This window comes from Acinetobacter sp. S-1, assembly GCF_059579785.1.
This window is the reverse complement of the sequence record NZ_CM184207.1, coordinates 39,861-53,752: the sequence shown is the minus strand read 5'-3', so window position 1 is coordinate 53,752 and position 13,892 is coordinate 39,861. Positions and strand designations below refer to the sequence as shown.

13 protein-coding genes are annotated in these 13,892 nt (G+C 41.4%); 5 read left to right on the top strand and 8 right to left on the bottom strand.

The genetic code is table 11. The features are described from left to right. Position 1 precedes the first annotated feature (1 nt). Positions 2 to 1,426, bottom strand: coding sequence for an aminotransferase-like domain-containing protein (locus AC52J8_RS00220; RefSeq protein ID WP_208753422.1), 1,425 nt, complete (start codon positions 1,424 to 1,426; stop codon positions 2 to 4). A 90-nt stretch (positions 1,427 to 1,516) separates the two neighbouring features. Between AC52J8_RS00220 and AC52J8_RS00215 the strand changes: the two genes are divergently transcribed. Further along, a complete protein-coding gene (locus AC52J8_RS00215) occupies positions 1,517 to 1,891 on the top strand; it encodes a hypothetical protein (RefSeq protein ID WP_057085406.1) in 375 nt (124 codons plus the stop codon). On the opposite strand, the gene AC52J8_RS00210 is transcribed toward AC52J8_RS00215, so the two are convergent. Continuing rightward, positions 1,875 to 2,777, bottom strand: coding sequence for a LysR family transcriptional regulator (locus tag AC52J8_RS00210; RefSeq protein WP_057069173.1), 903 nt, complete (start codon positions 2,775 to 2,777; stop codon positions 1,875 to 1,877). The two genes, AC52J8_RS00215 and AC52J8_RS00210, sit on opposite strands and share 17 nt — an antisense overlap. A gap of 120 nt (positions 2,778 to 2,897) precedes the next feature. Between AC52J8_RS00210 and dkgB the strand changes: the two genes are divergently transcribed. Continuing rightward, entirely contained in the window at positions 2,898 to 3,701 is an 804-nt protein-coding gene (gene dkgB / locus AC52J8_RS00205) for a 2,5-didehydrogluconate reductase DkgB (protein WP_017481886.1), read from the top strand. A gap of 4 nt (positions 3,702 to 3,705) precedes the next feature. Continuing rightward, positions 3,706 to 4,896, top strand: a complete 1,191-nt coding sequence (locus AC52J8_RS00200) for an MFS transporter (protein WP_005066574.1) — start codon at positions 3,706 to 3,708, stop codon at positions 4,894 to 4,896. A 41-nt stretch (positions 4,897 to 4,937) separates the two neighbouring features. On the opposite strand, the gene AC52J8_RS00195 is transcribed toward AC52J8_RS00200, so the two are convergent. Continuing rightward, on the bottom strand, positions 4,938 to 5,591 hold the full coding sequence (locus AC52J8_RS00195) for an START domain-containing protein (protein WP_002119284.1): 654 nt from the start codon (positions 5,589 to 5,591) through the stop codon (positions 4,938 to 4,940). 50 nt (positions 5,592 to 5,641) lie between these two features. Beyond that, positions 5,642 to 6,463 carry a 4-hydroxy-tetrahydrodipicolinate reductase gene (dapB, locus tag AC52J8_RS00190; protein WP_002119175.1) on the bottom strand — a complete coding sequence of 274 codons (822 nt, stop codon included), beginning with the start codon at positions 6,461 to 6,463 and terminating at the stop codon, positions 5,642 to 5,644. A gap of 183 nt (positions 6,464 to 6,646) precedes the next feature. Here dapB and AC52J8_RS00185 point away from each other — a divergent pair, with 183 nt between their 5' ends. After that, positions 6,647 to 7,000 (top strand): hypothetical protein, encoded by a 354-nt coding sequence (locus AC52J8_RS00185; RefSeq protein ID WP_086399269.1) that lies wholly within the window; start codon positions 6,647 to 6,649, stop codon positions 6,998 to 7,000. Between the two features lie 114 nt (positions 7,001 to 7,114). On the opposite strand, the gene dnaJ is transcribed toward AC52J8_RS00185, so the two are convergent. From dnaJ to AC52J8_RS00165, 4 genes are all read right to left on the bottom strand, one after another. Then, complete coding sequence (gene dnaJ, locus AC52J8_RS00180) at positions 7,115 to 8,227, bottom strand: molecular chaperone DnaJ (RefSeq protein WP_002119101.1); 1,113 nt, start codon at positions 8,225 to 8,227, stop codon at positions 7,115 to 7,117. A gap of 103 nt (positions 8,228 to 8,330) precedes the next feature. Next, positions 8,331 to 8,708 (bottom strand): membrane protein, encoded by a 378-nt coding sequence (locus AC52J8_RS00175; RefSeq protein WP_002119294.1) that lies wholly within the window; start codon positions 8,706 to 8,708, stop codon positions 8,331 to 8,333. 139 nt (positions 8,709 to 8,847) lie between these two features. Continuing rightward, positions 8,848 to 11,973: an efflux RND transporter permease subunit gene (locus AC52J8_RS00170; protein WP_060465152.1), complete on the bottom strand. Its 3,126-nt coding sequence runs from the start codon at positions 11,971 to 11,973 to the stop codon at positions 8,848 to 8,850. Further along, the gene (locus AC52J8_RS00165; protein WP_086399268.1) at positions 11,970 to 13,076 is read right to left on the bottom strand and encodes an efflux RND transporter periplasmic adaptor subunit; all 1,107 of its coding nucleotides are present in this window, start codon (positions 13,074 to 13,076) and stop codon (positions 11,970 to 11,972) included. The genes AC52J8_RS00170 and AC52J8_RS00165 overlap by 4 nt, the downstream gene beginning before the upstream one ends. Before the next feature lie 148 nt (positions 13,077 to 13,224). On the opposite strand from AC52J8_RS00165, the gene AC52J8_RS00160 reads away from it, so the two are divergent. Then, positions 13,225 to 13,848, top strand: a complete 624-nt coding sequence (locus tag AC52J8_RS00160) for a TetR/AcrR family transcriptional regulator (protein ID WP_032036289.1) — start codon at positions 13,225 to 13,227, stop codon at positions 13,846 to 13,848. Positions 13,849 to 13,892 lie beyond the last annotated feature (44 nt).

Sequence of the window (13,892 nt, the reverse complement as noted above, 5' to 3'; positions counted from 1 at the left end):
ACTAACTCGCTGTTTTAATCTGTTGCCGTGACCAGTCCGCTAAGTCTTTAATTGCTTGGCGGACATCTGCTGTTAACTCGTGACCTGCATTTAAACGAATAAAATGCCGATAGCGTTCATCCTCACCAAAAACATGACCGGGAACTACAGTAATTCCGTGAGATTTTGCAGTGTAATAGAGCGCCAAACTATCTACAGTTTTAGGTAACTGCATCCATAAAGCATAACCACCTTCTGGTTGACTCAGTGCAATTGGAATACCTTCAAATGCATTTAAAATACAACTACGATACTCCTCGACTTGCCGCATCAAATTCGGTCTTAACTGCTCTAAATGCTCCCTATAACCACGACTATAAATAAAATCAGCTAGACCTAATTGTAGCGGTGTATTGACCCCAATATTACTGGCTAACAGCTCAAGCCTTAAATGTTCTAACTTTGTTGTTAAACAGAACCATCCTACGCGATACGCACTCGATAACGACTTAGAAACCGATCCACACCAAATCACATAGCCTTCACGGTCCCAATAGCGTATAGGTAATGGTCGCTCACCACTGTAGCCACACTCTCCATAAATATCATCTTCGATAATAAAGCACTGATACTTTGCTGCTAATTCGGCAATCTTTTGTTTTTCTGCATTACTTAAACAATATCCTAGAGGATTTTGATAGTTGGCTGTCATTAAGCAAACTTTAGCCAAACCCTGCTTCATAAATGATTCTAAGCGCTCAAGATCGATACCACGATGATGCGCTGGAATTTCAATAATCTGCCGTTTTAAACTGGCTATAAGCTGTAGTTGTCCATTAAAAGTAGGCGTCGGGATTAAAATACTATCGCCTACTTCTGTTAGATGTTGAATCACCAAAGATAAAGCAGGCATGCAGCCATTGGTAATAAAAATATCTTCTACCGCGATAAAAATCCCATCTTCACGCCAATGATCAGATAACGCTTTTCTTAATTGCTCATGCCCTTGTTTATTACAATAAAGAAAGTCTTGAGGCTGACAATTTTTTAAAGCCCGTTGAATAGAACGACGTAAACCTTGCACAGGAATAAAATGAGGCGTTAACTGAATAGAGCCTAATGGTACAAGATGGCTTTGTAAGGCAGCTTCCTGAATTTGATTATGCAATTCCAGATTTGAAACTTGTCGAGGTAAAGACAAGAAATCTGGACTTTCAGGAATGGGGCCCGATTGTGCACGAGCAACTACAAAATAACCTGACTTCGGCTTTACATAAATAAGCCCCCTCGCCTCAAGTAACTCATAACAACTTTTTGCTGTACTTAAACTAATGCTGTGCTGACGAGCAAAATCTCGTAAAGAAATAAGTTTCTGGTGAGGTTTAAGCTCATCTTGATAAATACGATGTGCTAATTGATTGGCAAGAACCTGATATTGGAAAGTCATTCTGTGCTGCTTTTTTAAAAATTTCTGTATCTGTACTGGTTTATAGAACACCTTTAGGCTATAGAAATCAACTCAGAAAGTAGCAAACTCATGAAATTAAAAGCTATATTGTTATTTACTATTGTTTTAGCTGGTTGCCAACAACAACCAAAAGATGAGCAGTACAGACATACTGTTTGCCAAAGCCTCATAGAAGGTTATTTAAAAATGACAAATCAACAAGACTATAAAATGGAGCAACGCACTGATGACGAGACCAATGCGATTTCTCATTATCAATATAAACGGAATAGCTCAAATGAAGTTGTAATGGTGAACTCGGTTTATTCCAAATTATATTTTAGCTGCCGAGAACATCAAAAAAGCTATTTTCTGTCTCAACATTCATCAGAGGGACAAACGACTCCTCTTTTAGAAGTTCATTTCCCAACTGACAGTTACACTACTTTTAGAGAGCGTTTTTAAAACCGTCTTTTAACTGTTCTGCCAAAAACTCAATAAATAAACGAATTCTTTTTGGTAGATGCTCTTGTTGATAATACACAGCATGGATGCTTTGATATTGATGTTCAATTTGGTCTTCAAATAAGGCTATCAATCGCCCTTCTTCAATGTCTTTCCAAATTTCAAATTCAGATAGTCGTGCAATACCATGTCCTCTAATCGTCAGCTGACGCACAGTTTCCCCACTCGATGCTTTAATTTTTGATTGCGCAAAAAAATATTCATCACCAACTTTAATCGGCCAACTATTGATATATGTAGGCCTGGTAAAACCAATCAAATCATGTTGTTCAAGCTGTTCAGGTTGTGTCGGTGTACCCTTAATTGCTAAATACTCAGGGCTTGCAACGATAAATAAGCGACTTTTACACACCAGTTTGGCATGAAGACTTGAATCATTGAGCTCCCCAAACCGAAATGCGACATCAGTTTTATGTTGCAGCAGGTCAATCACCTGATCATTACTATTTAACTCAATTTCAATATTTGGATAGCACTCACGAAACTTATGCATTAATGGCGCAATTACGTGTAAGACAAACGGCGTTGCTGAATCAATGCGAATGAGCCCTGCAGTGCCCTGATCAGACTTTTGCAGTTCTTCTTCGGCAGCGTTCAGCTCATTTAAGATTTTACGGGCCTTTACAAGAAACTGCTGCCCTTCTTGTGTGAGTTTTAATTTACGTGTGGTGCGCTCCAATAAGGTCACATCTAACTTCGCTTCCAAGCGTGTTAACGATCGACTGACCCCTGAAGGCGTTTGTTTTAAATGTTCTGCCGCTGCAACAAAAGAACCCGTATCAACGATTGCAATAAAGGCAACTAGCTCTTCAATTGTTGATTTCATGTCTTATTCCATTATTGACTAATGATCAAAGATATTTTGCTTATTCATCTATTTTTTCGCAACAATAAAAACAGCAAAATGCACATCAAGTTAAATGATTATTCAAATTTAGGTAAACACATGAATATTCCACGTTTTGGTCTAGGAACTTTCCGTCTTAAAGAACAAGCAGTTATTGATTCTGTTAAAACTGCTTTAGACGTAGGTTACCGTGTCATTGATACTGCTCAAATTTATGATAATGAAGCTGCGATTGGTCAAGCAATTGCCGAAAGCGGTGTATCACGTCAGGACTTATTTTTAACCACAAAAATCTGGGTAGATAATTTTGCTCAAGATAAGTTTATTCCGAGCTTAAAAGAGAGCTTACAAAAGCTTCGTACTGACCATGTTGACCTCACTTTAATTCATTGGCCAGCACCGGACTTAGGCGTTTCTATTCCTGAAGTTATGCAGCTTCTACTTGAAGCGAAACAACAAGGTCTTACCAAACAAATTGGTATTTCAAACTTCAATATTGCGCTTACCCAACAAGCAATTGACACAATTGGTGTAGAGCATATTGCAACCAACCAGATTGAGCTAAGTCCTTATCTTCAAAACCATAAGCTTGTGAATTTCTTACAAGAGAAGAATATTGATGTGACTTCATATATGACTCTTGCATACGGCAAAGTGCTTCAAGACCCAGTTCTCGCTGAAATTGCAGCAGCGCATAAAGCAACAACAGCACAAATTGCACTAGCGTGGGCATTGCAACGTGGTTTTGCTGTCATTCCATCTTCGACTAAACGTGAAAACCTGATTAGCAACTTAAAAGCACAGGATATCGAGTTAACTTCAGCTGAAATGCAAATGATTGCCGAACTTGATCGTAACAGTCGTGAAGTTAGCCCAGAGCCATGGGCACCAGTTTGGGACTAAACTCATGAACACTCAATCAAATACGGCGTTCTCGTTATTGGCATTGGCAATAGGTGCCTTTGCCATTGGCACCACGGAATTTTCTCCAATGGGGTTACTTCCGAACATCGCTAACGATTTAGGTATTTCAATTCCAACGGCCGGAATGTTAATTACAGGTTATGCACTTGGTGTCATGCTAGGTGCCCCATTCATGACCCTATGGTTCGGTGGTTTTGCACGACGTAATGCGCTTATTTTGCTGATGGCGATCTTTACGGTCGGTAACCTAATCGCAGCCTTTTCACCAAGCTATATGAGCTTATTAGGTGCACGTCTCATCACAAGCTTGAACCATGGTGCTTTCTTCGGGATTGGCTCTGTTGTAGCGGCAAGCATTGTACCCGCGCACAAACAGGCCAGTGCTGTAGCCACCATGTTTATGGGTTTAACCATTGCCAATATCGGTGGTGTACCGTTAGCAACATGGGTTGGGCAAAACATTGGCTGGCGTATGTCTTTCCTTGCGATTTCTTTGCTTGGTGTAATTACCATGCTCGCTTTATGGAAAGCGCTCCCTCAAGGTATGGTTGCCCAAAAACCAAATGTGAAAGCTGAGTTGAAAGTGTTAACGCGTACTCCTGTGGTCCTTGCGCTACTCACCACCGTACTCGGTGCAGGTGCAATGTTTACGCTCTACACCTATATTGCGCCAAGTTTGACTGAGTTTACCCATGCTTCACCGACCTTCATTACGTTCATGTTGGTGCTGATTGGTGTCGGTTTCTCAATTGGTAACCATTTAGGCGGACGTTTTGCAGATTTGTCCATTAATAAAACTTTGATTGGTTTCTTGGTTCTGTTAATTGTGATGATGGTGACTTTCCCAATCCTTGCGCAAAGCCAGATTGGAGCAGCAATTGCATTAGTGATCTGGGGGGCAGCAACCTTTGCTTTAGTACCACCTTTGCAAATGCGTGTAATGTCAGTCGCTCATGAAGCACCGGGACTTGCCTCTTCGGTAAATATCGGTGCGTTTAACTTAGGTAATGCCGTAGGTGCAGCAGCAGGTGCGTTAGTACTCGATTTAGGTTGGGGTTATAGCGCAGTATCATTTGCTGGAGCATTACTAGCTGGCTTAGGTTTGTTATTGGTTTTATTTCAAATCAAACGTGAAAGTAGCCCTGCACAAGCTTTACAGCAGTGTTCAGATTAATAAAAAAAGCGCCTGATCTCAGGCGCTTTTTTTTAGGGTATTTATTTTAAAATATCTGGTAATTTAGGGTGTTCATAAATCGGACTAGTCACTTCCCGCTTCATTTTAAGCAACATCTGGTAAGGCTGCTGTTGAACAAACATATTTACAAAGCTCAACGGAATTGCACCAGCAGGATCAGCATAACCACTGGTCGTTACTTTCACCTTATTATTTGCAAGTTTCTGGAATGTCCAATCCCCTTCATAGCGTGTTAAACGCACTACATCAGGTTGTATCGGATAATTTCCACTAATTGCAGTATTTTTAATTGTCACAACGCCATTTGCAGCCTTGCTCATTTTTCCTTTTACAACCACATCGCGATCTTTCAAAGGAAACGGAAAATCCAACACCATATACAGTGTGAACTCACCTTTTTTCTCATCTTGAGACAACATTTCAACTTTGCCCATATAAGGCACCCACTGGTCAGCACGATTTACATCTAAAATCACAGCGACAGCGCGCTCAAGTGGCACATCAAATGTCGTTTCTGCTTTATATTGAAAGACTGGATTATCAGTTTTTTGATAGGTCCAGACTTTAATATTATTGCGGTCTAAGCTGAGTTTAGCTTTTTCTGTAGAAGCAGCCCCCGTCCAGAGGCTGCTTAAGCAAAGAAGAGTGGTCAAAGCAATTTGTTTTTTATTCATGTTCTGCTCTATCTTGTTTTTCTCGCTACACATGGAATACGGACAGGGTTTTAAACCTGTACGTCGTTCAATCCTAAAACATCTTTCATGTCATATTTACGCGCTTCACGGCCCACAACCCATGCAGCAGCTCGTACTGCACCAGCAGCAAAGTTCATACGGTTAGTGGCTTTATGAGTCACTTCAACTCGCTCACCTTCACCAATAAACATGACTGTGTGTTCGCCAACGATGTCACCACCACGAATAGTTTCAAAACCAATCGTTTGACGGTCACGTGGTCCTGTATGCCCTTCACGGCCATACACAGCAACTTCTTTTAAGTTACGGCCTAAAGTATCTGCAATTGCTTCGCCCATCATTAATGCTGTACCTGACGGCGCATCTACTTTATGACGGTGGTGAGCTTCAATCACTTCAATATCTACTGTATCGCCAAATACTTTTGCTGCAAGCTCAAGTAACTTGATTGATACATTTACGCCCACTGAATAGTTCGCAGCGTAAACCACTGGGGTATGCGTAGCAACTTCGTCTAACTCAGCTTTTTGCTCATCTGACATACCTGTTGTACCAATAACCATGGCAACCCCAGCTTCACGGCAAAGCTTTAAATGCTGAGCCGTTGCAACTGGTGCAGTAAAATCAATGATTACATCGCAGTCTTTAAGAACTTCTGCCAAGTTTCCTGAAACCTTCACACCCACTGAACCAATACCAGCAAGCTCACCTGCATCAGTGCCCACCAAACTACTTTCCGGACGCTCTACCGCGGCAGCTAATTGATAGCCTGCCTGTTGAACTGCTTGAATAAGCGTACGGCCCATACGACCGCCTGCACCTAAAATACCAATGCGTGGAGCTGCTGACATAATCTTCCCAATCTTCGGTTTTACGTAATTTACCTACTATATCAAAACTCTTTGCTCATCTTAAAAAGTAAAAATTATTTTTTGAGTTAGGACGAAATTTAATCTGTTTTCACAAAAGTTAAAGAATTGATCGGCAGACTACGGAGCCACGAATGAGAAAAAGATGACTATAAGGAGTTCAGCATGCATTCGAGAATTATTGGTTTTACAGTAATGATGGGGATTATGAGTTCAGTGGCATTTGCAGAGCCTGCAATCCAGCCAGGAGACACATTAGAAAGCTTATCTAAAGCGCGCATTACAACAAACGTAAATACTCAAACAGCAACGCCTACAGCTCAAACAAGCGATGCCAATGCTGACGTTAAAGTTGAAGATATTGACCCAATTATTGGCGAAAAAACAGCAGAAGCACCGAAAGTAGCTGTACAGGCAGAAGCAGTAGCCGCACCAGTGATCGAAAATGCTCCTACTCTTGCTTCTAGCGAACCGACTGTAAGTATTAATGATATTGATGTTGCTCATCCTACAGAGTAAGCAAACGTAATTTTCTTTTAAGCAGAATAAAAATAATAAGATGAATCAGCGCAATAAAAAGGCGGATATTTTATCAATATCCGCCTTCTTTTTAATTTCTTATCTAATCAAGTATTAATCGAACAAACGATCAAAGAATGATTTTTTCTTCGGTGAAGAAGCACTGTCTTCGCCATCAAAAGAAGCTTGCAACTCTTTAAGTAATTCACGTTGACGAGAATTTAAGTTGACTGGTGTTTCTACCACAATACGGCAGAGTAAATCACCCACCATGCTGCTACGTACTGGACGAACGCCCTTACCACGTAAACGGAATAATTTACCTGTTTGAGTTCCCTCAGGAATCTTCAAGCTAACGCGACCTTCCAAAGTTGGAATTTCAATTTCTTTACCAAGTGCAGCATCAGCAATGCTCACTGGTACGTCCATATAAAGATCTGCGCCATCACGTTGGAAAATTTCGTGTTCACGAACGACGACTTCAACGTACAAGTCACCTGATTGGCCATCACGAATTGCTTCGCCTTTACCACTCAAACGAACGCGGTCACCATTATCTACACCCGCTGGAATTGTAACTTCCAACGTTTGCTGGCGATCGGCAACACCTGAACCATGACATGCCTGACAAGGGTTTTTAATAATTTTACCTTGACCACGACACGTACCACATGTTTGTTGTACAGAGAAGAAACCTTGCTGCATACGAACTTGTCCTGAACCATGACAAGTTTTACAGGTTTCAACATCTTTTGGATTTTTAGAACCTTTACCATCACACACATCACATGGTGCTGGAGCAGTAAAGGTAATGGTTTTTTTAACCCCTTTTACAGCTTCTTCAAGGGTAAGTTCCATTACATAGCGTAAATCTGATCCGCGACGTTGACGCTGTTGACGTCCACCACCACCGAATGCGCCACCGAAGATATCACCGAACTGGCTAAAAATATCTTCTGCACTAAATCCGCCGAAGCCACCACCGCCCCCGCCAAAGCCACCTTCGAACGCATTATGTCCCATGCGATCGTACATGCTACGCTTTTCGCTGTCCGATAAAACTTCATAAGCTTCAGCAGCTTCTTTAAATTTCTCTTCAGCTTCGGCATTGTCAGGGTTTCTATCAGGATGATATTTCATCGCCAATTTACGGTAGGCTTTTTTGATCTCATCATCACTTGCGGTTTTTGAAACGCCTAAAACCTCATAATAATCACGTTTAGCCATTTTTGGCGGTGCTCCTCACGGAATTTTATCAATACTCTATTGCCGACTAAATGGGGGGCTTTAGCCGAATTTACAAGGGGGAAATGTTTAAAAAATAGATATATTAAAAAACTGCCTTATTTTTTAAATATTTAGACAAGCCTTTTAACCATGCATTTAATAGAAATAACCACGCAATAGCGCTAAAAACTACGCCAGCAACCGTAGAGGCTGTGACCCAAAGATTACTATCCCATGCAAAAAAGAAGAGCGGAATAAACCAGACAACAGCAAAAATTGCCATAAATAGAAATAGAATCGCATTGCGCATAATCCATAGCGCATGCGCATGAATCCAAACTTCTGCATTATCTACAACTGCCACTTTACGAGCGACCAAATAAGCAAAGGCCGCAAAAATAACCGTAAACAATGCAAGAAACATGAACGCATAAGAAATTACTATATAACGGCGATGCTGTTCGATATGGTCTTGCCCCATCTGTATTTCACCTCAATTCACTGCATTTTGCCTATTTTTTATGCAGTGAAATAATCCTGTATTTTTTGTGTAAAGACAGGTGCTACTATATTGGAGTTTTCAATATTTCGCACCTTTATTCACAAAAAATTTATGTATTTTATGCGGTTTTTTTCACCTTAAACCACGCTGCATAGAGTGCAGGTAGGAAAAATAATGTCAGTAGGGTGGCAACAATCAATCCGCCCATGATCGCAACTGCCATCGGACCAAAGAAAATACTTCTAGAAAGTGGAATCATGGCCAGAACAGCGGCTAAAGCAGTCAAAATAATGGGACGGAATCGACGCACTGTCGCCTCAATAATCGCCTCCCATGTTGGATGTCCTGCTTGCCTGTCTTGTTCAATTTGATCAATCAAAATAAGCGAGTTACGCATGATCATCCCAGAGAGTGCAATTGTGCCCAACATGGCCACAAAGCCAAATGGTTTGTTAAATAATAGTAAGAATAAAACAACACCAATTAAACCCAGTGGAGCTGTTAACAACACGATGGTCGAGCGAGACAAGCTTTTGAGCTGAATCATCAGTAATGTCATGACCACAGCCAAGAACAGTGGCATACCCGCATTCACAGAATTTTGCCCACGTGCAGACTCTTCTACAGTTCCACCCACCTCAATGAGATAGCCACTTGGCAATTCAGCACGTAACTTATCCATTGATTCAGCTAACTCACCCACAACGGTAGCAGGCTGCAAATTGGTACGAATATCTGCGCGAACAGTAATCGTCGGTAAGCGGTTACGATGCCAGATCAAACCATCTTCAAACTTATACTCAATCTTCGCGATTTGAGCTAAAGGTACAGTGGTTCCATTGTTCGTTGGCACAGCTAAGCTTGCCAGTGAAGCCACTTCAACGCGCTCTGCTTGGTCCCCGCGTAAGCGAATTTCAATAAGTTCACGTTTTTCACGATATTGCTCAATCGCACTACCAGTAATTGATGCATTAATGAAATTCGCTAAATCCAGACTAGAGACACCCATTTGTCGAGCACGGTCTTGATCAATTTGAATGGAAATGATCTTACTTGGCTCGCCCCAATCTAAATGCACATTGGTGGTATTCGGGTTTTCACTCATTACTTTAGCGACTTGCTGTGCTTCTTTACGTACCAGATTTAAATCTTCACCTGACACACGATATTGCAATGGATAACCCACAGGTGGGCCATTTTCGAGTAATGACACACGAGTACGGACTTGTGGGAGTAACTGCTTAATTTGTGTTTCTAACGAACGACGAATGTCATCACGATCATCAAGTGATGATGCGAGTACAACAAACTGAGCAAAGCTGGCTTGCGGTAATTGCTGGTCTAAAGGTAAATAAAAACGTGGTGAACCTGTCCCTACATAGGCCACATAGTTATCAATACCTTTTTGTTTAGACAAGAATTTTTCAACCTTTTTCACAGCTTGTTCTGTTGCTGTTAAAGAAGCACCTTCTTCAAGCTTTAAATCGACTAAAATCTCAGCACGGTTTGAAGGCGGGAAAAACTGCTGAGGTACCATCTTAAACATCAGCACAGAGAGCACAAAAATCCCCACCGTCGTTGCAATCACGGTTTTACGATAGGTCACACAAAACTCGACCATCTTTCTAAAACGTAAATAGAAACTAGATTGATAAGGATCGTAATGATGGTCCTGTGAAATTGCCACAGTTTGCGGTTGTGGTTTTTTAGTTAATCTTGCCCACAAACGGACATACCAAGGGGCCTGATGTCCTAACTTGGTAAAGTCTGGTAATAGCTTTTCACCTAAATAAGGTACGAATAAAACTGCCGCGATCCAAGATACCAATAAAGCAATGGTCACAACCTGAAAAATAGAGCGTGTGTATTCGCCTGTACTAGACTGAGCCGTAGCAATCGGTAAAAAACCTGCCGCGGTAATCAATGTTCCCGTGAGCATCGGAAATGCGGTAGTTTTCCACGCAAATCCGGCGGCTTTAATCCGGCTATAGCCCTGCTCCATCTTAATGGCCATCATCTCGACGGCGATAATGGCGTCATCGACTAACAGACCTAACGCCAAGATCAAAGCACCAAGTGAAATTTTATGCAGTCCGACATCGAATAAACTCATACCGGCAAAGGTCATTGCTAAAACTAAAGGAATAGAAAAAGCGACCACCAATCCCGTACGGAAGCCTAAAGAGAAAAAACTCACTAACAAGACAATAATGACTGCTTCAGCGAGTACCTTCACAAACTCATGAATACTGCGTTGTACTGCTACAGGTTGGTCAGAAACTTTCTGCAATTTCATGCCGAGTGGCAAGGTCTTTTGCAGTTGGGCAAATTCTGTTTCTAGATTTTTACCAAGGGCAATAATGTCACCGCCTTTACGCATCGAAACAGCAATGCCAATACCATTTTCACCCATGAAACGCATACGTGGTTGAGCAGGCTGACTAAAACCACGATAAACATCAGCAACGTCACCAAGCTGGATGGTTTTATCACCGACCAATAAAGGTGTTTTTTTAATTTCATCAATGTTTTGTAGATGACCACTTACTCTAATTTGAATACGGTCTGTACCCGTTTCAAAAAAGCCAGCACTTGCCATACTATTTTGCTTTTGTAAGGCTTCTTGAATCGCTGTAACTGGAATTCCGAGCTGTACCGCTTTAGTGTTAGAAATCTCAACCCAGATTTTTTGATCTTGTAGACCAATCAATTCGACCTTACTGACATCTTTGACTCGTTGAAGCTGTAATTGCAAACGATCTGCATATTCTTTCAAAAGTGCATAGTCAAAGTCTTTGCCTGTCAGTACATAAATATTACCGAAAGTGTCCCCAAATTCATCGTTAAAAAATGGGCCTTGTACACCGTTTGGCAGTTCATGGCGAATATCATTCACTTTCTTACGGACGTTATACCAAACGTCAGGAATCTGTGCCGATGTCAGCGAGTCCTTGGCAACAAACGTAACCATCGACTCACCTGGGCGGGAGTAAGCCATAATCTTGTCATACTGCCCTGTTGTCATGAGTTCCTTTTCGATACGGTCAGTCACCAGCGTTGAAACTTCTTTCGCTGTTGCTCCCGGCCAATAGGTTTGTACGACCATGACTTTAAAAGTAAATGGTGGGTCTTCACTTTGTGAGAGTTTTGAATAAGAGATCGCGCCGATAATGCCAAGTAACAGCATAAAATAAAGGACAATACCTTTATTATTTAATGCCCATTCCGAGAGATTGAATTTCATGGCTGGTTTGCTCCCTGAATTTTCACCGCACGATTTTCACGGTCAATCGGGTGAATCTTCTGCTTATCACGTAGCAAATGCACACCACCAATCACCACCCAATCATTTGGCGTTAAACCAGATAGCACGGGTACACTGTCTCTACCATATGCACCAACCGTAACAGGTACTTTGCGTAAAGTTTGATTCGCATTAACAACCCAGACATAAGGCTGATTATCTGTTGCTGAAACGCTCGAAAGTGGCACACTCATCACGTTGGTTTGAGTTGAGGTAAAAAATACGCGTGCACTTTGTCCAAGTTGGATAACAGACTGCCCTTCTTTGAGTGCAACTTTCACTGTAAAGGTACGAGACTGATCCGCTGCCGGAGAAACTTCGCGTACATATCCGGCAAACCTTTCATTCGGTTTAGACCACAAGGTGATCCAAGCGCCTTGACCAACTTTAATCTCGGCAACTGCTTGTTCAGGAACACCAATAACAACTTCACGCTCTCCATCAATTGCCAGTTGATAAGCAGCTTGTCCTGCTGCCACGACTTGTCCAATTTCTATGTTTCGCGCTGTAATAACACCATTTTTGTTAGAAACGAGTTGGTTATAACCAGTTTGGTTGGCAGAAACCTCATAGTTAGAACGAGCTTGTTGTAATGCCGCTTGTGCCGCGTCATATTGATTTTTTACAGTGTCATACTGCGAACGGCTCACTGCATTAATCGGGAGTAATTGTTGAAAACGTTTAAGTTCATCTGCTGCTGTTTTTGCCGAAGCCTGTGCATTATCCAGTTGGGCTTTAGCAGCATTTAATTGTAACTGAGCATCTGCCACATCGAGTTTTGCTAATACTTGTCCAACTTTAACTCGGTCGCCTACATCCACATAGCGCGCCGTAACTTGTCCACCAACCCGAAATGCCAAAGCCGTTTGTTGTCTAGCCTGCACATCCCCTGCATAGCTTTTTTGTTCATTGAGTGTGGTTAATGGCTGCGCCACCATCACATAGGGTATTTCTTCTGTTTTGGGTGCTTCTTTACTGCATCCCATTAATGTGACCGTACAAACAATCACCATACTCATGATGAGAGGTTTTAACAGATTCATATCTTATCGCTCTTATTCAAACTGATTTTTTAAGGCACAATATGCTTGCATCATAGTTTGTTTGTTTTTTAATTAATATACCTACGAGTACATTAATTAAAAAAAACTTATAAATATTTATTTTTCTAAACTTTTATTAGAGGGTTTTGTGCAAACAGTTAATCAAAGTGGTCGCCCCAAAGATCTGGAAAAGCGTGCTCGTATCCTACAAGCCGCGAAAGCTATTTTTTTAAAATCCGGTTATCACGGTACTAGCATGAACCAGATTGCACAGGAAGCAGGCGTTACTAAACTCACGGTTTATAACCACTTTCAAGATAAAGTGAACCTGTTTATCTGCGCGATTACGGAAACTTGTGAAGAGACACTGTGCACTAAACAATTTGACTTAGATACATCGGCAGACTTCTATCAAACACTCTTTATTGTATGTTCACGTGCCTTACAAATTATTTATTCACCTGAAGCATTAAAGCTTGATCATGTATTGTTGGAGCTTGCAGCCGAACAGAACCCACTCGCCCTACAGTTTTTTGAAGCTTCACATACACGAATGGAAAATCAATTAGCTGAGTTTTTTCAAAAAGCTGCTCAATTAGGTTTCATTCAAGCCGATGATCCAATCTATCAAACAGAACTGCTTTTGACCTTATTGCTTGGTGTACGCCATCACAAGGTTTTACTGGGCATTACTGCTGCCCCAAATGCACAGGAGCTAGAGCAAATTATTCGCGACGCAATTGATTTATTCTTGCTCAAATATCGGAATTAAACCAAAGTCCGATTGTCAAAAGTTGCGCTGAGTGCATGCCAGCT